This is a genomic window from Litoribacter ruber (assembly GCF_018500185.1).
GTDB classification, from domain to species: domain Bacteria; phylum Bacteroidota; class Bacteroidia; order Cytophagales; family Cyclobacteriaceae; genus Litoribacter; species Litoribacter ruber.
In genome coordinates, this window is record NZ_JAHBGI010000005.1 from 216,921 (window position 1) to 238,926 (window position 22,006).

The 22,006-nt window shown below is 45.7% G+C and carries 21 protein-coding genes; 12 read left to right on the forward strand and 9 right to left on the reverse strand.

The window, feature by feature from the left end:
• Positions 1-15 precede the first annotated feature (15 nt).
• Positions 16-1,152 (reverse strand): putative type IX sorting system protein PorV2, encoded by a 1,137-nt coding sequence (locus KIH41_RS09425; RefSeq protein WP_394369804.1) that lies wholly within the window; start codon positions 1,150-1,152, stop codon positions 16-18.
• Positions 1,153-1,635: 483 nt separating this feature from the next.
• On the opposite strand from KIH41_RS09425, the gene KIH41_RS09430 reads away from it, so the two are divergent.
• Together KIH41_RS09430 and KIH41_RS09435 are read left to right on the forward strand one after the other, a co-directional pair.
• Complete coding sequence (locus tag KIH41_RS09430) at positions 1,636-1,965, forward strand: PadR family transcriptional regulator (protein WP_214162227.1); 330 nt, start codon at positions 1,636-1,638, stop codon at positions 1,963-1,965.
• Between the two features lie 4 nt (positions 1,966-1,969).
• A complete protein-coding gene (locus KIH41_RS09435) occupies positions 1,970-3,907 on the forward strand; it encodes a PspC domain-containing protein (RefSeq protein WP_214162228.1) in 1,938 nt (645 codons plus the stop codon).
• A gap of 96 nt (positions 3,908-4,003) precedes the next feature.
• Here KIH41_RS09435 and KIH41_RS09440 read toward each other — a convergent pair whose 3' ends face one another.
• Together KIH41_RS09440 and KIH41_RS09445 are read right to left on the reverse strand one after the other, a co-directional pair.
• The gene (locus tag KIH41_RS09440; protein ID WP_214162229.1) at positions 4,004-4,189 is read right to left on the reverse strand and encodes a hypothetical protein; all 186 of its coding nucleotides are present in this window, start codon (positions 4,187-4,189) and stop codon (positions 4,004-4,006) included.
• A gap of 33 nt (positions 4,190-4,222) precedes the next feature.
• Positions 4,223-5,668 carry a TlpA family protein disulfide reductase gene (locus tag KIH41_RS09445; protein WP_214162230.1) on the reverse strand — a complete coding sequence of 482 codons (1,446 nt, stop codon included), beginning with the start codon at positions 5,666-5,668 and terminating at the stop codon, positions 4,223-4,225.
• Positions 5,669-5,766: 98 nt separating this feature from the next.
• Between KIH41_RS09445 and KIH41_RS09450 the strand changes: the two genes are divergently transcribed.
• On the forward strand, positions 5,767-5,949 hold the full coding sequence (locus KIH41_RS09450) for a hypothetical protein (protein WP_214162231.1): 183 nt from the start codon (positions 5,767-5,769) through the stop codon (positions 5,947-5,949).
• Positions 5,950-6,078: 129 nt separating this feature from the next.
• Here the strand turns inward: KIH41_RS09450 and KIH41_RS09455 are convergent, their stop codons facing one another.
• Positions 6,079-7,959 carry a CocE/NonD family hydrolase gene (locus KIH41_RS09455; RefSeq protein WP_214162232.1) on the reverse strand — a complete coding sequence of 627 codons (1,881 nt, stop codon included), beginning with the start codon at positions 7,957-7,959 and terminating at the stop codon, positions 6,079-6,081.
• Positions 7,960-8,435: 476 nt separating this feature from the next.
• Here KIH41_RS09455 and KIH41_RS09460 point away from each other — a divergent pair, with 476 nt between their 5' ends.
• The 8 genes from KIH41_RS09460 (at position 8,436) to KIH41_RS09495 (ending at position 14,840) form a co-directional block, all read left to right on the forward strand.
• Positions 8,436-9,050 (forward strand): Uma2 family endonuclease, encoded by a 615-nt coding sequence (locus KIH41_RS09460; RefSeq protein WP_214162233.1) that lies wholly within the window; start codon positions 8,436-8,438, stop codon positions 9,048-9,050.
• 14 nt (positions 9,051-9,064) lie between these two features.
• A complete protein-coding gene (locus KIH41_RS09465) occupies positions 9,065-9,676 on the forward strand; it encodes a Uma2 family endonuclease (RefSeq protein WP_214162234.1) in 612 nt (203 codons plus the stop codon).
• Between the two features lie 14 nt (positions 9,677-9,690).
• Positions 9,691-10,302, forward strand: a complete 612-nt coding sequence (locus KIH41_RS09470) for a Uma2 family endonuclease (RefSeq protein WP_214162235.1) — start codon at positions 9,691-9,693, stop codon at positions 10,300-10,302.
• 270 nt (positions 10,303-10,572) lie between these two features.
• Positions 10,573-11,142 carry an RNA polymerase sigma factor gene (locus KIH41_RS09475; protein WP_213944774.1) on the forward strand — a complete coding sequence of 190 codons (570 nt, stop codon included), beginning with the start codon at positions 10,573-10,575 and terminating at the stop codon, positions 11,140-11,142.
• A complete protein-coding gene (locus KIH41_RS09480) occupies positions 11,135-11,851 on the forward strand; it encodes a hypothetical protein (RefSeq protein ID WP_214162236.1) in 717 nt (238 codons plus the stop codon). The genes KIH41_RS09475 and KIH41_RS09480 overlap by 8 nt, the downstream gene beginning before the upstream one ends.
• Positions 11,852-12,043: 192 nt before the next feature.
• Entirely contained in the window at positions 12,044-13,057 is a 1,014-nt protein-coding gene (locus KIH41_RS09485) for a hypothetical protein (RefSeq protein WP_214162237.1), read from the forward strand.
• Between the two features lie 21 nt (positions 13,058-13,078).
• Positions 13,079-13,891, forward strand: coding sequence for a hypothetical protein (locus KIH41_RS09490; RefSeq protein ID WP_214162238.1), 813 nt, complete (start codon positions 13,079-13,081; stop codon positions 13,889-13,891).
• A 31-nt stretch (positions 13,892-13,922) separates the two neighbouring features.
• Positions 13,923-14,840 (forward strand): DUF4097 family beta strand repeat-containing protein, encoded by a 918-nt coding sequence (locus tag KIH41_RS09495; RefSeq protein ID WP_214162239.1) that lies wholly within the window; start codon positions 13,923-13,925, stop codon positions 14,838-14,840.
• Here the strand turns inward: KIH41_RS09495 and KIH41_RS09500 are convergent.
• The 5 genes from KIH41_RS09500 to KIH41_RS09520 form a co-directional block, all read right to left on the reverse strand.
• Entirely contained in the window at positions 14,757-15,392 is a 636-nt protein-coding gene (locus KIH41_RS09500) for a cupin domain-containing protein (protein ID WP_214162240.1), read from the reverse strand. The two genes, KIH41_RS09495 and KIH41_RS09500, sit on opposite strands and share 84 nt — an antisense overlap.
• Before the next feature lie 77 nt (positions 15,393-15,469).
• Positions 15,470-16,903, reverse strand: a complete 1,434-nt coding sequence (locus tag KIH41_RS09505) for a TolC family protein (RefSeq protein WP_214162241.1) — start codon at positions 16,901-16,903, stop codon at positions 15,470-15,472.
• A 2-nt stretch (positions 16,904-16,905) separates the two neighbouring features.
• The gene (locus KIH41_RS09510) at positions 16,906-20,040 is read right to left on the reverse strand and encodes an efflux RND transporter permease subunit (protein WP_214162242.1); all 3,135 of its coding nucleotides are present in this window, start codon (positions 20,038-20,040) and stop codon (positions 16,906-16,908) included.
• Position 20,041: 1 nt separating this feature from the next.
• Positions 20,042-21,190 (reverse strand): efflux RND transporter periplasmic adaptor subunit, encoded by a 1,149-nt coding sequence (locus KIH41_RS09515; RefSeq protein ID WP_214162328.1) that lies wholly within the window; start codon positions 21,188-21,190, stop codon positions 20,042-20,044.
• Positions 21,191-21,366: 176 nt separating this feature from the next.
• Entirely contained in the window at positions 21,367-21,717 is a 351-nt protein-coding gene (locus KIH41_RS09520) for a hypothetical protein (RefSeq protein WP_214162243.1), read from the reverse strand.
• 35 nt (positions 21,718-21,752) lie between these two features.
• Between KIH41_RS09520 and KIH41_RS09525 the strand changes: the two genes are divergently transcribed.
• A complete protein-coding gene (locus KIH41_RS09525; protein ID WP_214162244.1) occupies positions 21,753-21,980 on the forward strand; it encodes a hypothetical protein in 228 nt (75 codons plus the stop codon).
• The last annotated feature ends 26 nt before the right edge of the window (positions 21,981-22,006 follow it).

Genomic DNA, 22,006 nt, shown 5'->3' on the forward strand with positions numbered 1-22,006 from the left:
AAAATTTCCCCATACTCAATTCGGCTTTTTATCCCAACCTTTGTAAATCCTGTAATTATCCTTGTGCTGATTCAAGCCCACCTTCACGCTGAAAATATGGGAATAGGGGGTTTGTGAAATACTCCCTATGTCAGACATGGCGTAGTCGATATGCACCAGGCCATTTAAAAGAAAACCAACCCCAAAACTAGGTCGGAACGCCGTGCTATAGCTCGCATCGAAGTTTTTGATCATTTGCACGTTTCCGGCACCCCCACGCAGGTAAACCAGGTTTTTGTACGCCACCTCCAAACCCATCCGGGGATCCACGCTGAGCAAATTGCTTCTTACAATGGTATTCCGCTGCCCGTCAAAAGTGGTCTCCAGATCCAAAATCGCCTGCATCTGAATTTCCTCAGTTAGCCAAATATCCCTTGTCAAACTGAATATAGCCCTGGGCAAGGTAAGCTCAGTGCTGTTGATGGGCACCTCGTTGTTGGTTTGGGCATACACTTCCCGCACCATTTCGGCATTGTGAAACCAGGAGTTGAAAGTGGTTGTCACATCACGCAACATCACCCCTACACGCCATTCGTCCAAAAGGACTATGCCCCCCAGGTCAAGCCCAAACCCCCATGCATTGGCAAATTTGCCCACATTGCGGTGGATGACCTTGGTGTTGACCCCGATTTTGACAATGTCGCTGAAATCCCGCGCATAGGACAGGATCATCGCATAGTCAGCGGCGTTGAAAAACTGGATGTTGTTGTAATTTAATGCGCCATTGGCATCGTAGAGAAAGCGGGTGTCGGGGATATCATCTACCCCAAACCTGATCAGTGAGATGGCGATCTGGTTTTCTTCATCAATGGCCGTGGTGTATCCGGCATAGTCATATTTGGCGATTCCGGCAAAATACTCGGCGTGCATTATGGAAAATTCATGTTCATGCTTCACGCCCAATATACCGGCGGGATTCCAGTAGGCAGCCGTCACGTCACGTACATTGGAAACCTGCGCCCCTCCCATGCCCAAAGCCCGGGCTCCTACTCCGATCTGCAGGAATTCATTGGAATATTTAGGCGCAAGACTTTGCCCCTGAGCCTCAATTAGGTACAGCAAAAAAATAGGCATGCAGAAAACAATTCTTAAAAGTCCTGGGATACGGCTCATTAGACTACAAATTAAATTAAAAAAATTATTTATAATATAGATTAGGGGATTAAAAGATTAAGGGATTAACGTTAATCCCTTAATCAGCACGCAGGGCATTAAACCCTTAAACCACCTTAAGCCTTCACCGCCCTAAAAACATTCCCAGCCACTAGTAAATAAACCCCTTCCCATAATTTAAAAACTGCTCGAAACCGTACACTTTTCTGTACGCCTTTATACCACTGCATGTAGTATGAATACTTTTGGCTTGGATTAATAAAAGATTTTTTTCAGAAAAGGAATTAGTGGATTTTTATCAGAATACACTTTCAAAACATTAATAAACAGTGTTTTACAAATAACAGACTCAAGACCTTCTACAATTTACCACCTAGAAACTGGTAATGCAAGGTAGCTTCTTTTACTTTGGTATTATTTTTTAATCTATATAGGGGAAGGCGTACCAGTAATGTGCGCATAATACGCTATAACATGACAGATATGAAAGCTTTTAACACCCAAATACAAATGCGGAAAGGAATTCTCGAATTCTGCATCCTGCATATCATCTCCAGGGGGGAGGTCTATGCCTCCGACCTGCTCGGGGAATTGAAGGAGGCCGAGCTGCTGGTAAAGGAGGGCACCCTCTACCCTCTGCTCAACCGGCTCAAAAACGCCTCATTGGTAGCCTATAAATGGGTAGAGTCCGAAAGTGGACCGCCCAGAAAATACTACTCCATCACAGCCGATGGGCTGGATTTTCTCGGCCAGCTTGACCAGACCTGGGACTCGTTGACCAAATCCACCCAAACTATTATCTCAAAAAAATAAGGCCATGAAAAAGACTATAAGCATAAACATAAGCGGCATCCTCTTCCACATCGAGGACGACGGCTACACCCACCTCAAAAATTACCTTGAGGCAATTAACAGGCATTTTTCCCATTACCCAGACAACCAGGAAATCATCAGTGATATCGAGAGTCGCATCGCTGAGATCTTCCTTACCTACCTGAAAAACAACAAACAGGTAATCACTGCTGAAAATGTGGAAAGCCTAATCGAAAAAATGGGTACAATCGCTGACTTTAAAGCTAGTGAGGAAAAGCTCGACCAAGATCACACGGAACATGCCGAGCAGGAGGAACATGATTTTTACAAATACATCACACCTCCCAATCAGGAAAACACCAAGGGGTATAAAAAGCTGACCCGCATCGAAAACCGCAAGATCCTTGGGGGGGTATGCGCTGGTATTGCCCACTATTTGACAATCGATCCGCTGTGGACCAGGCTGATTGCCATCTTGCTCCTTTTCAGCGGAAGGGTCAATTTCAGCACCTGGGACTTTCTGCCTTTCTCGGGAATTAGATTCAGCTTGGCAGGTTGGACAGTTTTGGCCTATGTGGTACTTTGGATTATGTTGCCTAAAGCCTACGAGACCGAAGAGGATAAAAACATCAAGAAGCTCTACCGGAATCCCGATGACAGGGTAATTGGTGGTGTAAGTAGCGGGCTTGCTTCCTACTTCAATATTGAGGTAATCTGGGTAAGGCTGGCATTCTTGGCCCTGATCTTTGCCGGAGGCTCCGGATTCGTGATCTATCTTATCCTTTGGATCATCACGCCATTGGCCAAATCCATTACCGAGCGGATAGAAATGAAAGGTGGTGCCATCACGCTAACCAATATTGAAAACACCATCCTTCAGGGGCAAAATCCTCCGCCATTAAAAGAAGAGTCCAGGGCGAGAAGGGCTTTCATGACTCCCTTTCGCGTGGTGGGCAAAGGATTGAATGAAGTGGGAACAGCCATGGGACCATTGGGGGCATTCCTGCTGATCCTGTTTAGAATCTTCTTTGGGGCGATTATTTTCCTCATTGGAATAGCGTTGATCTTTTCCTCCATGATCTTCCTGGGCACCTATTTCAACCTGATCAATGGTGAACTTTGGGGTATGGGGATACAAACAGGGGATTTTCCGCTGGAATTTATTACCGACATGATTCCGTTCTGGCTGGCAGTGGCACTTACCATGGTGGTGATTATCCCGGCCATGATCATCACGGTGATGGGAATCAGCATCTGGGTAAGGAGAAATCTTATCCATGAAAAAGTAGGCCTTATCGCATTGTTCCTATGGCTGATCAGTATCGGGATAATAGGGTTCACCCTGCCGCAGTCTTTCCAGCAATTCAGCTCCAGCGCAAAGGATGAGCAAACCCAATACCTGGAGTTCCCTACAGAGGGCGTAATGGTGATCCAGGGAGAAAGCCAGCCACAGGTAAGCGTGCGCTCCCAACAGTCAGGTCAGTCGGAAACCTTGTATAGAAACGACATAAGCCTGACCTTGGCCGGCACTACAGATGAAAGGGTTCGGTTGGAGCAGACATTTAGCTCTAAGGGCAAAAATTATGAAGACGCCAAAAACAACATCAAGGAGATTCTATACGAATACAACATACAGGACAGCGTCCTTACGCTTGACAAAAATGTAAGGTTGACCTCCTTCAACAAGTTTCGCGCCCAGGAATTGGAGCAAACGCTTTACATTCCCTACAACAAGCCCTTCGTGATGGATAAGTCCATTCTCTCCGTCCTACGGGGCACGCTGTACTCAAACGGCTACAAGCTTAAGGACGTACACAGCCAGAATTACTGGGTCTTCAACGAAAACGGCCTGCTCTGCCTAACCTGCCGCTCCGACCACAAGCAAAGCGAGGTGGACAAGGAAAGCAGGAAAATGTTTGAGGGGGAGTGGTTTATGAATTAGAAAAAGAATCCTGGCAGGTAAATTTTAAACCTGCCAGGATTTTTTTTTAGCAACGAGGTCAAATCTGCTAGAATGTAATCTCTTATTCAACTAAACCTAGCGGGTTTTATCCCTAAGAGAGAAAGTTTTAAAATAAAACCTATCCTCATTATGAAGGTCTGCATATTGGATGTTCAATCCATTTTCATTTACAAAGCAGGCATCCATAAAAACCCCCTCCTCAGGCTGGGAAATCAGGGTTTCGGCTATATTGTTGAATTTAGCATTGGAAACCAATATCATAATCCTGCATACATTGACTTGATTATAGATTGATTAATTTACAGCACTATTAATATTTGTATCTTCAACTTCCATTTTTTCCAGCAGCTGATCTATGATTTTTTCAACTCCCATTCTAGCAGTCGGGGAGTTGTTCTGGACAATCCTACCTTGATAATCCACGACTACCGAGTGTGGAACTCCGACAATTTTATAATCCTTCTTGATTTTGTTGGTCCAGACTTCATTGGCAAATAGATTGATGGTGGTCAAACCATGTTTTTCTATTAGAAGCCTCCATTTTTCATCCTTACTTTCAATTGCAATATTGATGATCTTTACGGGACTGTCTTGATATTTTTCCACAAGTTTATTCTCGTAGGGAAACTCCACTATACAGGGACCACACCAATCCGCCCAAAAATTGATCAGTAGAACATTCCCCCGAAAATCAGTGGGTTCCACTTCCTTTCCCTCAAGATCCGATAGGAAAAAATAGGGCATATCGCTACCTGGAGGAAGAATATTTCCTTTTGCATAGTAATTTTCAACATAGGATTTAAAATCTTCATCCTGAAAATACTTCAGCACTGAAACATCATATTCGTCCCTGGCCACTTTAATTATTTGGGTAATCTGATTGGCTAAAAATGCATCCTTTACTTTTCCCGAAAGATTAGCTTCTACCTTTTTTGCCCGATAGATGGATAATGGAATTTCTCCTTTTACAAATTTCCCCTCTGGGTTATCATGATCCAAAAAATTCAAATATTCATGAAGAAATCTCATATACTCTTGTTCACCAATAAACTCCTCATTTTCTAAGGAAATAGTGGCTAAAATTTTCTCGTGATAACCAGCAGGTATCGTATCACTTTTCTTCAGCATGGTCCTGCGATAGGCAAAGCTATTCAATTTTGAACCTTCATTTTTATAATCCAACCTATTGGTCTCCCGAGATACAAACCACTTGGGCAAGTTACCCTTGTAGGAATAGAGGTAATCTTTCAGTACTGCTGTGATAGAGTCATTTGTTTCGATGACTCCATGAAAACCTTCGCTTAAGTGATTGGCTTCTGCACGTTTTCTGGTTTCGTTCCAAAAACCTAAACCATCATTTGACTTCTGAAGTAAAAACCTGTTGACGGCCGCAAAATCTCCAGAGAACTCAAGGTCATCTCCAGAATATAAAATGGTATCTACAGCATGGGGCACAAGAAAAAAATCATATTTCTTACCATTTAATGAAAGGTAAATATAATCGGTAGCTTTATTATCCATATTAAGGTCTATGGAGGAAGACCTCGCAATAACTGTGTCCACTTTTTCAAATTCCAATGATGGGATTGTGGACCATTTTTCAAAGCTTACTTTCAATGGAGTGGAGGATTCGTTTACTATAGTTAGAAAACTCTTGCCGTCGAGGTCAAACACAGGGTATTTTGGCTCTTCACTACATCCAATTATTAAGGCAGCAAGCGCAATAACATGTCTTTTCATAAACCAATATTTATCTTAAATATATAGTTTATAAACTGTAAAACAAACAAACTAGTTAGTTTTTTCATTCCATATGAAAACATTGACGCTATTAGGGAATGATAAATAGACAAAACTTTAAGAATCTAATTCCTCCATTTGGAGAAAAGCAGGCAAATCTGATTTTGAACCGAAACAAACCTTTAACCATTGATAGTATCCCCAAAATCTCAGAATTGTTGGACTTACCAGTTGAAGTGTTGATCCAGCCTTATGCCTTGAAAGGCCAGGAGAGCCGATAGGCCATGGGAAGTACACACTTCATTATTCAAAATTCATCATTCAAAAATACCGAATGATGAATAGCGAATGATGAATAATGAAGTTTCACCCCCCCTAGCACTCTCCGAGTCTCCGTGGCTATTCCTTCATCACCTCCTCACTATTGGCAAGCATATACTACTGGGATACTCTTCCGAATGGTGGATCTTATTGGTCGCCACCACTCCCTCAGTCTCATCATAATTGTTGCCGCCGGTATTCAGGTTGCGGTCAAAACGGGGGAAATTGGAGCTGGAAACCTCGATCCTTACCCGGTGCCCCTTGTCAAAATAGTTACTTGTGGACATTGGCGTCATGTTAACCTCGTAGACCTTGCCTTTCTCCATAAACACCTCTTTTTCATAGCCTTCCCGGTATCTCACCCTTTGGATGGTTTCGTCCAGGTTGTAGGCCCTGCCGTCAGGGTAAACATCGATAATCTTGATGGTCAAATCGGTGTCCTTCACATCTGAGGAAAGGTAAAGTTTGGACTCTATAAAACCACTTATCTCCACGCCTTCCCCAAATGGCTCGGAAGTGTACACTAATATGTTCTCATTCAACTCCATCTCCTGCTGATCAAAAGCACCCCCATTAACGGCATTGCCTGTACAGCAAACATTGCCTCCATAGGACATTACCGGGTCCATGGGGTCATAAACGAAAGAATCAGGCTTGTCATCAGTGGCTTTTTGAGTGCTTAACTGCCCGTCACCCAACCTTGTATTGGCCTTGCCTCCACTGTTGAGGTAGTAGGTAGTCATATCAGCTTCCTTTGGAGGCCAGGTATCGGAGGTCTGCCACTTGTTAGACCCCATCGTGAAGTATTTCACCTTAGGCATTCCGGAGGTCACATTGTTTTCCTCCCCTTTCAGCCAAAAGTCAAACCAGCCATAGATCATCTCATCATAATCCAAGCGGGCATCACCTACACTTCTTTCCCCCACGATGGTATTCTCAGTCGCCCTTTTGAAAGCACAGTGCAGGGTAGGTGCGATGACCAGAAACTGGTTGTTGCGGATTTCTTCCTCTGAAGCATTTTCCCTCACATGGTTGTAAAGGGCGAGATTGGGACTGCTGGCTACATCATACCAGGACACAAACCAGAAGCTTGGGACACCAAAATCCATATCATCATGGTAGAGGCCTCCCTCATACCAGGCCGGGTCATTGGGCTTACGGGTGATCATTTCCTCATAGATGCTTTTTGGACCATTCACATTTTTGATGATATCCTGCACGGGAAGGTGCGCCAAGCCCTCCACCCAATCTACTTTGGGATATCGGGGAGCCATATCATAAAACCGCTGTAACCTTTGCAGATCCTCTTGTTCAATACCCTCCGGTAATCTTGGTGCCATGGGGTCATGTTGGGTGCCATAAAGCCAAGCGGTAAAAAGCATTTGTCCGGCACCACCTCTATACCAGTTACCCTGCTCATAATAATCACCTATGCGCCCCACTCCAGCACCATACCCCTGTGGCACCATAGCGGCATGTGCGGGGTGATTCATAGCCGCAACGGCCATCTGCCACTCAGCGGTAGATGAACAGCCCAGTGTGCCGATTTTGCCGTTGCTCCACTCCTGCTCGGCCATCCAGGTCATGGCGTCATAACCGTCAGTCAAGGGCGTGCCGAGAATATCCCATTCCCCTTCGGAAAAAAACCTCCCCCGCTCATTTTGCACCACATAGGCATACCCGCGCTGCACGGCTTCGTAAGCGGCCTCCATCGTCCGGCTAACCAATTCTCCATCCCTGTAGCTGTTAAAGTTATAGGGCGTTCGCGAAAAGATAATCGGAACGGGCTCATCACCTTTTGGCCTGTATATATCGGTAGCCAACCTTATTCCGTCGCGCATCGGCATCATTACCTTATGATCCACAATGGCTATTTCCTCCAACTTAGCGAGGATGTCTTGTTCCTGTGCCCATACCCCCTGCCCAAAAGCTAGCAGCAGAATAATTAAAGAAATCTTAAGTCTGTTCATATTGGTTAAAAGTTCATTTAAAAATCTAATATAAACATTTGGCAAAAATTCCTATCAGAAGTTACACCAGTGGCAAAAGATTCCATCAAACATGCAAGATTCCCCCAACTTGATACTTGGGAAATACAGGGGTAAATTTCTAGGATCATTAAATCCTAGAGCCATAATTGAAAGCTAAATAAGGGTAATATTTATAATTATTCACACAAAATTCAAAAACAAATAAAATTCGGTTCATCAACGTTTAATAGCGCTGATTATACGCTCTTGATACGTTCTTGATACCTGTATAATCAATAGATTATTCTGTATTAGATGCTTACTAAACAGTTATACAAACTATTTACGATTTAAAACTATTAGCCAGGACTAAGCCAATTTGCCCTCTTTCATACTCCCCCAATTTATACTATGGAAAAACATAAAAACCTGATTACAAATGGCTAAGAAGGGCTGGAATTTCGTAAATTAAGGGAATGAAGACCAGAGAGAAGAAGCCACCCCTCACCAAAGAACCCAGTTTCTCTTATGGAGGGAAATATTCCTATGCCGACTACCTCAATTGGGAAATGGACGAGATGGTAGAGATCATCAGGGGAAAGGTTTTCAAGTGGACGGCCTCACCCAGTAGGATCCATCAAAAAGTGGCCAGGGACTTGACCACCACAATCAATACATTTCTAAAAGACAAGTCTTGTGTTATGTACCCAGCCCCATTTGATGTTCGCTTACCCGCCAAATCGAAGAAAAACGAGGATATTTTCACTGTCGTACAACCTGACCTATGCGTGATCTGCGATAAGTCCAAACTTGATGACGCCGGCTGCATAGGAGCTCCTGATCTGATCGTGGAAATCCTCTCTCCAAGCAACAACAGAAAGGAACTTTATCACAAATATGAAGCTTATCGAGAAAGTGGAGTGAAGGAATACTGGCTGGTTCATCCATTTGAGCAGACCCTTTTGATCTATACCCTGAAGAACGGGGCCTATGTTCCTTCCAGGCTTTACGGAAAGGGTGACATAGTTGAGTCCTCTGTCCTTAAAGACTTCCAGCTTGATCTGGAGGAGTTTTTTAGGGATTTGGATTAATCGCAATCTTCATTATGAAAACCAAAGAAGAAAAATCCATCGCCAAAGAACCCAGCTTCTCTTATGGAGGCAAATATTCCTATGCCGACTACCTCAGCTGGGAAATGGACGAGATGGTTGAGATTATCAAGGGAAAGGTTTTCAAGTGGACTGCGGCACCCAACAGAATCCATCAGAAAGTGGTTAATCAATTGTCGTTTGAATTGAACAAATTTCTGAATGGAAAGCAGTGTGAACTTTACCCTGCCCCTTTTGATGTCCGCTTACCGACTAAATCAAAGAAGAACGAAGATATTTTCACTGTTGTACAACCGGACCTGTGTGTCATTTGCGATAAGTCCAAACTTGATGACGCCGGCTGCATAGGAGCCCCTGATCTGATCGTGGAAATCCTCTCTCCAGGCAACAACAGAAAGGAGCTTTATCACAAATATGAAGTTTATCGGGAAAGTGGAGTGAAGGAATACTGGTTGGTTCATCCATTTGAGCATACCCTTTTGATCTATACCCTGAAGAACGGGGCCTATGCTGCTTCCAGGCTTTACGGAAAGGGTGACATAGTTGAGTCCTCTGTCCTTAAAGGCTTCCAGCTTGATTTGGAGGAGTTTTTTAAGAATATGGATTGACCGCAGTCTTCATTATGAAAACCAAAGAAGAAAAATACATCGCCAAAGAACCCAGCTTCTCTTATGGAGGAAAATATTCCTATGCCGACTACCTCAACTGGGAAATGGACGAGATGGTGGAGATTATCAAGGGTAAGGTTTTCAAGTGGACTGCGGCACCCAGCAGAATCCATCAAAAGGTTATCTCGGATTTAAATACCGCGATCAACGTTTTCCTAAAAGGGAAACCATGTGAAGTTTATCCTGCTCCATTTGATGTTCGCTTACCGACTAAATCAAAGAAAAACGAGGATATTTTCACTGTGGTACAACCTGACCTTTCCGTGGTCTGCGATAAGTCCAAACTTGACGACGCCGGCTGTATCGGTGCGCCTGACCTGATCGTAGAGGTCCTTTCCCCAAGCAACAACAAAAAAGAGCTGAAAAACAAATATGAAGTCTATCTGGAGAGCGGCGTCAAGGAATACTGGGTTCTCCAGCCAATCGGCCAAACTCTGTTGATTTACACCTTATACCACGGCAAGTATATCCCCTCCAAACTATATTGCCCGGGCGATGTAGTCAGTTCCACCGTCCTACAAGGATTTGAGCTGGACCTGGAAGAGTTTTTTAGGGATATGGATTGACCGAAGTCATTCATTATTCGAAATTCATCAATACCACACCCCATCTGAAGAGCGAAGCTCTGAAGGAGGGCATCGTAAACATGGACGTCCGATGGCTCCACAACAGTAAATTGGCAAATACCCAACCTTTAATGCGGAAATACTTTGTACCTAGTACCTAGTACTTTGTACCCAATTTTACCCCTTCCGTTAAAATTTATTAAATATTTTCCCTCTCCCGTGCAACCCTTTTTGCCTAACTTGTATCTACTTATTTGAAAACCAATAATAATGTTATTCCGAAAGACTTTTACCGAAGAGGCCGACATCATCAAGGGTTGTCTCCGGGGCGATAGAAAAGCCCAGCGGGTACTTTATGACGCCTATTCGGGCAAGTTTTTGGCCATCGCCATCCGCTATGTGAAGGACCGTGACCTGGCCGAGGATATCATGATTGAGGGGTTTATGAAGATCTTTGACAAGCTTGCCCAATTTGAAGGAAAAGGAAGTTTTGAAGGATGGATGAAAAGGATAATCGTAACCAATGCCCTGCTCACCCTGAGAAACCAACGAAACCTGCTAATGGAAGTAAACCAGGAAAGCGAATCGGTGGCAAACCTGACGCCTTATGAGTTTACCGATATGGAAACAGCAGACCTGCTGGCCATGATCGGGGAGCTCTCGGTAGGCTACCGGACGGTCTTCAACCTGTATGCAATCGAAGGGTACAGTCACCCAGAAATCGCAGATCTGTTGGGGATTTCGGAAAACACTTCCAAATCCCAACTCAGCAGAGCCAGGGCAATATTGAAACAGAAACTAACAGACCAGAACTTAAAAGAAAGGAGCATCAGTGGATAAGCAACAGCCAAATATAGACGAGCTTTTCAGAAGAAAACTGGAAAACCATCAAGTGAAGCCTTCCGGATTGGCTTGGGAAAAACTGGACAGACAGCTTGGCAACAAGCAAGAAGCCGCTTTCCCCTGGTTGAGGATCGCCGCGTCAATGGCTTTGATTTTCACCATGGTCGCCTTGATCTGGACAAGTCTGAACCTCACCGAGGAATTGACCAATCCAGTCGCAGAGCAGTTCACTGAGCAAAATGAGATAGTAACCGGAGAAGTGGAACCGGAAACCTTGGATGAAATTGTGGAGGAGACCATTCCAACCGAAACGCCAAAAGCTCCCGTGAGTGAACCGGCCGAGGAAGTGACCAAGCCAGTGGCACCACGGCAAGCTCCACCAGTCCAAGTGGAAAAAAGGACAACCGAAGAAATCCGACAGCCAGTGGCAGCGATCAAGATTGAGGAAATCCAAATCCCGGAATTGGAAATACCAGCGCTGGAAGACCAGTCACTTTTATTGGCTGATGCAGATGTGGTGCGAGTAAGGATAGTTTCGAGCGGGTTGAGCAAGGAAGAGGAAAAAGAGACCATTATCGACGAGCTCGAAAACAAGATTGAAAAAGTAGGAAATATATTCAATAAAGTAGATCAGGGTTTTGCAGACCTGCAGGATGCAAAAAACAGTCTCTTCGCAACGATTACCTCAAGGAAAAACAAAAATTAATTCAATAAGCTAACCGCAAAGAATTAAAAAAACGCAAAGAAATTAATTAAAAAAAACCACAGAACTTTCCCCATGGCGCGAAGCGGATCGGGAAGATCAGAGGACTCAGAAGGCGCACAGAGTTGATTACATCCCATTCTTTGCGAAGCTTAGCGTCCTTGGCGGTTAATTAGAACTCTCAATTTTAAACAGATGAAAAAGTACCTTTTAGCCATTTTATTATTGGCCTTGATACAAATGGCCTTTGGTCAGGACCAAGGGAACCAGACGAAGCAGGACAGCGTCATAGTTGACTTTGGCAGATCCGGCAAGATTGTGATTCTGGTAGACAATCAGGCAGATTTTGAGCGTCTCAAAACCCTGGATGTCAATCAGATTATCCGAGAACTCAATCTTGAAATGGATGAGAAAACGGGCAAGTTACACGTAGTGGAGCTTAAAGGCAAGGAAATCGTGACCGTAAGAGAAGATGCCCAGGAAACGGAGGTTTCGGTAGGTAGGTTCCGTGTGATCGTGGATGAAGGCGGGGACAAAACCCATGTAAGGGTGGAATCCAAAGACCGAAAGCCTAAAAAAGTAGACCCGGGATTCAGGACTTATTTCAACTTTGACCTAGGTATCAACAACTATTTGGAAGACGGCAATTTCCCAAGCGGTGCATCCCCTTACTCCGTGAAAGGCTGGGGAAGCTGGAATGTAGGCCTCAACTGGATGGCCAGCCAGAGAGTGGCCAAAGGCGCCTATTGGGACTTCGGACTGGGTGTGCAGTGGTACAATTTCAAATTTGAAGACACCCGATTCCAGGCTCTCAACCAAGATGGAAATGTTGCCTGGGTCCTAAGAGACGATGTAGCAGGTTTCAAAAGCAAGGTTTCTGCCTCTTACCTCACCGCCCAAACCCTCTTCAGATTGGATTTTGGCAAAATGAACGATGCAGGCAGAAACGGTTTGAGAGTCGCGGCCGGACCTTATGCGGGGTACAGATTAGGCGGCAGAAGCAAGTACGTCTATAGAGACCTGCCGACTTCAGGTCGCAGAAGAGAAAAAGAAAGCGCTGGTTCGTACCTCAACAACCTTCGCTATGGTGTCAGAGGCGAGGTTGGGTTTAGAAGCGTAACCTTCTTCACCACCTACGATCTCAACGAACTCTTCCTTCCAGGACAGGGCCCAAGCTTGAATCCTATTTCCTTTGGATTGGTATTTTAAATCAACGAAGCATTTTTAGTCATGAAAAAAGTCAATTTAGTCATATTAGCCTTCCTTTGCTTGCAGCTACCCTTTTTGGCTCAGGCACAGGAGAACAAAGAGGTTTTGGTCGAAGAAAATGAATCGAAGGTTCCCATGCTAAAAGGGAACATGAGATTCCACACCAAAACTTATGAAGACCAATCCCAAAACCGCAATAGGACCAATGTGGATTTCTCCTATGAGCACAGCAGTGAGGCCATTTACAAAGATGGCCAAAACCTCATCTCCCGCTCCTATTTTACCATCGACCTTGGAAAGGGAATTTGGAATGGAGAATCTGCAGCACCCGATGTGAGAGTGTGGGGCAGTTGGATGGTAGGTTTGAATGCCGTGAGACAGATGAAAGTCAGCAACAACTTCTATGTGAAGGGGCTCGCTGGAGTGCATTTCCACAACTTCAAATTTGCCGATGACAACATCCAGGCCATCAAAGGGGCTGAAAGTGTGGAATTTTTGGAAAGAGCGGGTGGAATCAAGTCCAAAATTGCTGCTTCCTACCTAACCCTGGCGCTGATTCCAAAGATCAGTACCGGACACAACGGTTTCAGGATAGGTGCCGGCCCTCATGCGGGTTACCGCCTGGGAGGCAGGGGCAAGTTTGTCTACCAAGACAATGGCCGAAACAAAGATTTTGACCGCAGCGATATGTATCTGGAAAACCTCCGCTACGGTATTAGGGGTGAATTAGGCGTCAGCTGGCTGGACTTCTTCTTCAACTATGACCTCAACCACGTCTTCCAGTCCAATCGAGGGCCGGAGGTAAATGCCATGAGCTTTGGTATCATTCTTTAAATTACATTATTTCTTATTCAACTTCTTTCCCATGAAATCATTATTTATAACTCTTATAGGCCTCCTAATGGCTTTCAGCACTTTTGCCCAAAGGCAGACTTTGGTAGACGTGCAAAAATCATATGAAGGCATCAGCATGATAGAAATCGAAGCCGGTGTGTTGGATGTGGTTTATAAAGGCGCGGACTCCCCAACTGTTGAAATGGAAGCACGGCTGGAGGCAGAGGAAGACAGAGGCCAGGACCTTGTTTTCGTAACAGTAGGCAACACTTTGAAAATCTCCTACCAACCCCCCAAAAGACGGAGAAACCAAAATGACAACAGCCGTGGCCATATCAACCTTACCGGTCCCAGCGACATACAGCTTTTCATCAATACTGTGGCGAGCAAAATCAGGGTTGAAGATACTGATAGTTTTGAAACGCACATTGGTTTTGTTTCCGGAAGTATTGAGCTGAATAATGTAGATGGTGATGTTTACTTAGAAGGCACTTCTGGCACCATAAAAGCCAATAATATCGGTGGCAGCCTTTTCTGCGAAACCACCTCTGGAAAGGTAGAACTTAATGGTATTGGCAGGGATGTTAGTTACAAATCTGTTTCAGGCAGCCTTCAGGCCACTAATGTAGGTGGCATAGTGGATGCCTCGATTACCTCCGGAAGGATAAATATGACTGATGTGCACGAGATCGGCACTATTAATCTGACTTCAGGAAGTGCCAAAGCTGAAAACTCCGGTTTGGGAGTAGCTACCTACTTGGAGGGCAGTTCGGGCTCCATAAAGATCCAGACTCCAAGCAACCTTCAGGATTTCAACTTTGACATTTCGGCAGCCAGCGGTTCGGTGACCATCGGCAATTCCCGCTCACGTACCCTCCGGGTAGACAACAACGCCCGGCATACCATCCGGGGAAGCATTGCCTCGGGGAGTATCGTGATTGAAAACTAGTCCATTGGCACGTCCATATTTCTCCAACAAGTTCTTATACGCTCCATCTCTTAAAGCTTTTGAAGCCAAGTATCTTCTTAAGGGATGGAGCATTTTTTCGGTAAATGAAACCGTGTACGTATCTGAGATGAAGTTTAGGAAACTTCTTGTCCCAAAACTTACCAGCTCCTTTTTCTTCAGCATACCATGAAAAATCATCAAAGCATCCTCAAATCCCCTTCTTCCAGGAATTATCTTATGCTCAAATTTGACAGGATTTAATCCTGGATTCAAAAGTGCGTAAGGAGTCAATGGCAAAATTGTAAAGGACCTTCCAGCTGGCAACATCTCCAATTCACCTCCTTTTAACCGGATACACAAAGCACCCTCCAGGCATTTAAATACGTGGATGGTCTTTTTATGATATTGGCTGGGCACCTTGAAAGTAGGGTTTAACCGCACATGCATGATATTGCAAGTACCGTCATTTTCACTGGTGGTACTGACAAATTCCACGGAATCCCCTGTGATGGGGTGAGTGGTTATAATACGCTGTTTTATGATTTCTAACATGATTTCTAAAGTGTATGAGAGTGGTTAAAAGCTGCCGACCCGAAGGCCGACAGCTAACTGCAATTAAAAAAAATGGATCAATTCCACCCGCCCCCTAAAGAGCGGTACATCGAAGCAATTGCCTGCAATTGCTCCCGCTTCAGCTCAATGTATTCCAATTCAGCATTCAGTGCCCTGCTTTGGCTATTGATCACCTCCAGGTAATTGGCATAGCCCACTGAAAACATGGTATTGGAGTTTTCTACAGACCGCTTCTGTACGTTTACTTCCTGTTTCTTGACAGTTAATTGTTCCTCCAAAGTGGAATACACATTCACCATATCAAGCACTTCCAAATAACTTTTCAGGACCGTTTGTTCATAATCCAGCCAGGCGAGTTTTTGGGAGGCCGTGGCCTCTTCGTAGGCGGATCTGATACGCCTGCGATTGAAAATCGGTGCGGACAGACCGGCGCCAAGCTGATACACCGAGGAGGCTGGATTCAAAAACAGCTTGCTGAAATCAAATGCATTAAAACCAGCCATTCCAAAGAGCTGAAGAGAGGGAAAGAAGTCTGCACGGGCTACGTTGACATCGGCCTGGCTGGCGGCCAGTTCTTGTTCTGCCCTTCTCACATCAGGTCTAAGTCTGAGCAGATCTGCTGGCAGGCCCAAGGAAATAGCCCTAGGCTTGGCAAAAGCAGGATCCAACCCTACCCTTTCTATTTGCTCCGGGTATTTCCCCGATAGCTCACTGATATTCAGCTCCACTGTTCTCAATTCCCTTTTCTTGTGAATAAGCAAAGATTTGGAATTGAGCATCTGGGCCTCAAATTGGTCCACGGCGAGTTGGTTTTCCTTACCTGAATTTTTCAAATCCTTGGAGAGTTCAAATGCCAATTCCTGCAACTCAATATTTTTCTCCAAAACGGCAATCTCCTCATCCAAACCCAGCATTTCATAGTATTGATGGGCCACTTCGGCCACCAGCCAAGTTTGGACATTGCGCAGCATCTCCTCGGAGGCCATGTATCTGGCAGCAGCAGCTCTTTTCTGACCTGAAAGACGGCCCCAAATATCCAGCTCCCACCCGAACTCAGCTCCTATGATAAAGTCTGGATAAGGAGAAGGAAGGCGTTTGTCGGCGGGAAGAAATTCGGAAAAATTGGTATCCGTATTTCCTATTCCATCCATGGTGTAGTCGCCAAACCTGCGCACACTAGCTCCCGCCATGGCATTTACTTCAGGCAACCTGCCTAGTCTTGCGGCCTTAAGCCTGGCCTGGCTTATTCGGATGTTTTCGAGTGTTTTCCTCAAATCCTGGTTATAGACCAAAGCCGTGTCTATAAGCGCCTTTAGGTGATCATCCTCAAAAAAGGACTGCCAAGGGGCCACGGCAATTGTTTCAATTCCTTCTCCTTCCACCTGATAAGCCTCGGGGACATCCAACTGGATATCACCCACGGCCTTTTGAGGCACCTTGCAGGCTTGTAGGAAAAAGAAAGCCGATATGATTATCAATAAATATCTCATGATTAATTCAATACATTTTCAGTTTTAGGCTTCTTAAACTTGCTGGAAAGGGTTTCAAAAACCACGTATAATCCAGGGATGATAAATATCCCCACCAGGGTGCCTATCAACATCCCCCCCGCTGCAGCAGTACCTATGGTCCGGTTACCTATGGCCCCGGCTCCTGTTGCAATGGTTAGGGGAATAAGTCCGCATATAAAGGCAAATGAAGTCATCAGAATCGGCCTCAGCCTTTCCACACCGCCTTTCATGGCTGATTCTATGATGCCCATTCCTTTCGCCCGGTTCTGAATGGCTATCTCAATGATGAGGATTGCATTTTTCCCCAATAGGCCGATAAGCATGATCAGGGAAACCTGTGCATAGATGTTGTTTTCCAAGCCAGTGAGTTTGAGGAAAAGGAAGGACCCAAAGACACCGGCCGGAAGGGAAAGGATTACGGGAAGAGGCAACAGGTAACTCTCATATTGTGCTGCCAAAAGCAGGTAAACAAACAACAGACAAATCAAGAATATATAAATAGCTTGATTGCCCGACTCGATCTGCTCTCTGGTCATCCCCGACCAATCTATATCATAACCCCTCGGCAAGATATCCAAGGCCGTTTCTTCCACGGCCTTGATAGCATCGCCCGAACTGAATCCGGGAGCCGCATCCCCATTGATCATGGCGGAAGTAAACATGTTGTAGCGGGTGAGTTGCTCGGGACCATACACCCGTTCCATGCTAATGAAGCTGGAGTAAGGCACCATGTTGCCGTTGTCGCTTTTGGCAAACATTTCCAAAATAGCCTCAGGATTGGCCCGGTACTGTGGGGCCGCCTGGATCATCACCTTGTACATCATACCAAAGCGGATGAAATTGGAGGCATAAAAACTCCCCACCAGGCTTTGCAGCGTCTCCATGGCCCCATCTATGGACACACCCAAGCGGGCGGCCTTGTCATGGTCCACATGAAGTACGTATTGTGGAAAGCTGGGGTCGAAATTGGTAAAGACCTCATTTAGTTCTTCCCGCTCATTCAGGGCAGTCAAAAACTCCTGGGTGGTGCGGGAAGTCTGGTCCAGACTTCCCCCCGTTTTATCCTGCAGGCGCAGTTCAAATCCGGAGGCATTTCCAAAACCAGGAACAGTGGGCGGAGAAAAGAATTGGATTTCCGCACCAGTGATGTGGGTGGTCCTTTCCTGATATTCCCGAATGAGCTCTTCAACTCCTTCCGCTCTGTCAGACCAGCTCACCAAGTTGATCATGCCCATGCCATAGGAGGCACCGGCCGTTTCGGTAAGCAAGCTGTAGCCAGCCAAGGTCGAGATGGTTTCTACCTCCTCAAGGGGTAGCAATGCCGCCTGAACGTCATCAAGGATCGTTTTGGTTCTTTCCACTGTGGCCCCGGGAGGTGTGGTGACATTGACATAGATCATCCCCTGATCCTCTGTAGGGATAAAGCCGCTCGGCACTACACTGGCCATCCCAAAAGTGGCAACCAAAAACAGCCCGAGAGCTCCAAATGTAACCGTTCTTCTTCCCACGATTTTGGAAAGCACCTTTGAATATTTCCCAGCTAACTGTTCGTACTTCTCATTAAACTTGTCGAAAAACCTCTGCAGCCAGCTTTTTTTCCCCTCATGGTGTGGGGGTTTGAGCATGATGCTACATAGAGCTGGTGAAAGGGTCAGCGCATTTACCCCGGAAATCACAATGGCAATGGCCAAGGTGAGCGAAAACTGTCGGTAAAATATTCCCACCGGTCCAGATAGGAAACCGACCGGCACAAACACCGCTGACATCACCAAGGTGATAGCCACGATAGCTCCCCCGATTTCCTTCATGGCCGCCAAGGTGGCCTGATAGGCATTCATTTTTTCCTCATGCATCTTCACGTGCACGGCTTCTACCACCACAATGGCATTATCCACCACTATCCCAATGGCTAGGACCAGCGCAAAGAGAGTCAAAAGATTGATGGAGAACCCGAATAGCTGCATGAAAAAGAGCGTTCCCACCAAAGAAACAGGCACGGCTATCGCCGGAATCAGGGTAGACCTGAAGTCCTGCAGGAAAATAAACACGACCAAAGAAACCAGCAGAAAAGCTTCCAGCAAAGTGATCAACACCTTGGAAATGGAGGCATCCAAAAACCTGGAAACGTCATAACTCACGTTAAACTCCATGGATGGCGGAAAGCTGCTGTCCTGCAATTCGGCCATTTTGTCTTTGATATTGGCAATCACCTCACGGGCATTGGAACCTGGGCGCTGCTTGATCATGATGGAGGCAGAAGGCCGGCCATCCGTCATCGATACCATGTTATAATCTTGGGAACCAAATTCCACTTCCGCCACATCCTTGATTTTCAACAAGGAGCCGTCCGGCAATGCTTTTAAGGTGATATTTTCATAATCTTCTTCCCGGTTGAATTTCCCCGTATACTTCAATACGTACTGAAGCATTTGGGGAGACTGGTCAGAGCTGATACCGGATTTACCCGGTGCGGCTTCCACATTCTGCCTGCGGATGGCTTCTGTGATGTCTTGGGGAGATAACCCATAGGATACCAGCCTGCTCGGATGGAGCCATATACGCATGGAATAATCCCTTGCCCCCATGATTTCGGCAAAGCCTACCCCATCAATCCTTTTGAGTTCAGGAAGGATATTGATATCGGCAAAGTTATAGACGAAGCGCTCGTCCTGCAAAGTATCCGAGCTATACAGATTGAGGTAAAGCAGCATACTGTTTACTTCCTTCTCTGTCTGCACCCCGGCACGGATCACCTCCTCAGGTAGCTCATCCACTACTGTGGCAACCCGGTTTTGAACGTTTACGGCAGCCTGATCGGGATCGGTACCCACATCAAAAACCACCGTCACTACGGTGACTCCGTCATTGGTATTTACCGAAGACATATAAGTCATCCCCGGCACACCGTTGATAGCCCTTTCCAGCGGGGTGGCCACAGCCTTGGAAAGTACTTCAGCATTGGCCCCAGTATATCGGGCCGTCACGGTGACCGAAGGGGGTACGATATCGGGAAACTGGGTAATGGGCAGTGAAGTCAGCGCCAAAATTCCCAGTAGCGTAATAAAGACCGAAATTACGGTCGATAGTATGGGCCTTTTGATAAACAATTCTAACATCTCAACCTTGCCCCTCCCCTAGCTGACTATTCAATTCTCCATAGACTTCCTGAGATTCCACTTGTTGGGGCTGGATTTTCACCCCGTCCTTTACCTGCTGTATGCCTTCAAATACAATCTTATCGCCCGGTTCGAAACCTGATGCGGCATAAAACACATCATGTCTTTTGATAGGCTTAAAGCTTCGGACCTTTACTTCGTTATCAGCATTTACCACATAGACATAGCTGAAATCCTGTATCTCGAAAGTGGACTTCTGGGGAATAAGATATACATCATCGAGCTGGTTGGTCATTTCAATCTTGCCGCTTGCCCCGTGTTTGAGCAGACTATTGGGATTGGGAAATCGCACCCTAAAAGCAATGGAGCCCGTGCCTCTTTCAAAATCGGCCTCCATCGTTTCCAGTTGCCCTTTATGCGCATAGGTGGTACCGTCGGATAGGATCAGGGACAGGTCTTCAATGACGTTATCTTCACCTTCCTGCTGGATCTTTTTCCGCATGTAATTGAGGTATTCATTTTCATTGATCTTATAGTAAGCAAACACCTCGGAGATGTCTGTGATATTGGTCAGCAGATCGCCGGCAGTCACCAAGCTTCCGATTTTGAAGGGGATCCTATCGACAATGCCATCAAATGGCGCCCTTATCGTAGTATAGGAAAGCCCGGTTTGGGCATTGTTGAGGGTAGATTCAGCTTCTGCAATAGCAGATTCAGCCACAGCCCGCTTGGACTTTGCCAGTTCCAGTTCCGACGCGGTGATGATATCCTTTTCCACGAGCACCTTTAGCCTTTCCACTTCCAGGCTGGCGGCTTTGGCCTCTGCCCGGGCCTGCATAAGCCGTGCGTTGGCACCGTTGACCATCTCATTGAATTCCATGGAGGTGAGCTGAAACAAGGGTTTGCCTTTCTTGACAAACTCACCTTCATCCACGTAGATTTTATCCACAAAGCCTTCCACTTTGGCCCTTACTTCCACAAACTGTACAGCCTGTATTTCACAGATATAGGTTTGGGGAATCTCAATGGACTGGGGATGAAGCTCCAAGACCGGAATTTGGGGTATTTTATTTTTTTCGTCGTTTTTACTGTGGCCCTGGTTACAGGAGCTGGCACCAAGGGCCAGTCCGACAAAAACAAACAGGGTCATAACTGTTCTAACAGGCAACAAGACAGCCGTCTCAGCCTTAAGAATGCTTAAGAATTGCATAATAATAGAATAAATAGATTAGGATAACATATGCGCGAACGCCATACTGCCAACAAAGCAGTACAAGTTAGACCACCATAGGATATGGTCAGTTAGTTAAGAAAACAATAGGGCACTTAGGGCGCGTTGGGGCAGGCAATGCGGTCCAGAAGGACCTGTAGTGGCAAATGAATACCTATATACTGTATGGGGAAGGAGACCTTGGGGATTTCCTTAGTTATTTCCAGGTTAAAAATCAAGGCCAAGGGAAGGATTACAGCCCTTTCTACTTTGGAATAGGGTTGGGAATCACTTCTGGATACGGAGGTAGGAAAGTCGATGTCATCAAACTCCAGCGCTTCCACGGCTGCGGATTGATAATCCTTGCCTATAAAAATCCTATCCTCATGGTCAGCAAAAGAAAGTACCAGCAGGAACACTGCCAGCAATCTGGTCAAGAAGACCGTAACCGTTTTTGGATCTTTCATTTGCATGTTACAAAATTAGGCATACCAAAATGAGGATGCAATTAATTAAGCATAAAAAGTGTACCAGTTTTTGGGAGGAGACGGAAGACGGAAGACCGAAGACAGGACAAGTTCTCGGAAAGAAAAGGGACACAGAGTTTAGCACTGAGTTGCACAGAGCCTGTCTGCCGACAAAGGCAGGTCCCTGCTTTGCGGATAAGTTTAACAGTAATCCAATCATTGACGCAGCCAATGGCCTTCGCCGTGAATTCGTGGTGCCCTAGCCATTTGCTTTTTCAACTAAAACTTT

Bases quoted from the DNA above. Each gene is read 5' to 3' on its own strand.
- KIH41_RS09425 (WP_394369804.1), bottom strand. From the start codon at position 1,152: ATGAGCCGTATCCCAGGACTTTTAAGAATTGTTTTCTGCATGCCTATT.
- KIH41_RS09430 (WP_214162227.1), top strand. From the start codon at position 1,636: ATGAAAGCTTTTAACACCCAAATACAAATGCGGAAAGGAATTCTCGAA.
- KIH41_RS09435 (WP_214162228.1), top strand. From the start codon at position 1,970: ATGAAAAAGACTATAAGCATAAACATAAGCGGCATCCTCTTCCACATC.
- KIH41_RS09440 (WP_214162229.1), bottom strand. From the start codon at position 4,189: ATGATATTGGTTTCCAATGCTAAATTCAACAATATAGCCGAAACCCTG.
- KIH41_RS09445 (WP_214162230.1), bottom strand. From the start codon at position 5,668: ATGAAAAGACATGTTATTGCGCTTGCTGCCTTAATAATTGGATGTAGT.
- KIH41_RS09450 (WP_214162231.1), top strand. From the start codon at position 5,767: ATGATAAATAGACAAAACTTTAAGAATCTAATTCCTCCATTTGGAGAA.
- KIH41_RS09455 (WP_214162232.1), bottom strand. From the start codon at position 7,959: ATGAACAGACTTAAGATTTCTTTAATTATTCTGCTGCTAGCTTTTGGG.
- KIH41_RS09460 (WP_214162233.1), top strand. From the start codon at position 8,436: ATGAAGACCAGAGAGAAGAAGCCACCCCTCACCAAAGAACCCAGTTTC.
- KIH41_RS09465 (WP_214162234.1), top strand. From the start codon at position 9,065: ATGAAAACCAAAGAAGAAAAATCCATCGCCAAAGAACCCAGCTTCTCT.
- KIH41_RS09470 (WP_214162235.1), top strand. From the start codon at position 9,691: ATGAAAACCAAAGAAGAAAAATACATCGCCAAAGAACCCAGCTTCTCT.
- KIH41_RS09475 (WP_213944774.1), top strand. From the start codon at position 10,573: ATGTTATTCCGAAAGACTTTTACCGAAGAGGCCGACATCATCAAGGGT.
- KIH41_RS09485 (WP_214162237.1), top strand. From the start codon at position 12,044: ATGAAAAAGTACCTTTTAGCCATTTTATTATTGGCCTTGATACAAATG.
- KIH41_RS09490 (WP_214162238.1), top strand. From the start codon at position 13,079: ATGAAAAAAGTCAATTTAGTCATATTAGCCTTCCTTTGCTTGCAGCTA.
- KIH41_RS09495 (WP_214162239.1), top strand. From the start codon at position 13,923: ATGAAATCATTATTTATAACTCTTATAGGCCTCCTAATGGCTTTCAGC.
- KIH41_RS09500 (WP_214162240.1), bottom strand. From the start codon at position 15,392: ATGTTAGAAATCATAAAACAGCGTATTATAACCACTCACCCCATCACA.
- KIH41_RS09505 (WP_214162241.1), bottom strand. From the start codon at position 16,903: ATGAGATATTTATTGATAATCATATCGGCTTTCTTTTTCCTACAAGCC.
- KIH41_RS09510 (WP_214162242.1), bottom strand. From the start codon at position 20,040: ATGTTAGAATTGTTTATCAAAAGGCCCATACTATCGACCGTAATTTCG.
- KIH41_RS09515 (WP_214162328.1), bottom strand. From the start codon at position 21,190: ATGACCCTGTTTGTTTTTGTCGGACTGGCCCTTGGTGCCAGCTCCTGT.
- KIH41_RS09520 (WP_214162243.1), bottom strand. From the start codon at position 21,717: ATGAAAGATCCAAAAACGGTTACGGTCTTCTTGACCAGATTGCTGGCA.
- KIH41_RS09525 (WP_214162244.1), top strand. From the start codon at position 21,753: ATGCAATTAATTAAGCATAAAAAGTGTACCAGTTTTTGGGAGGAGACG.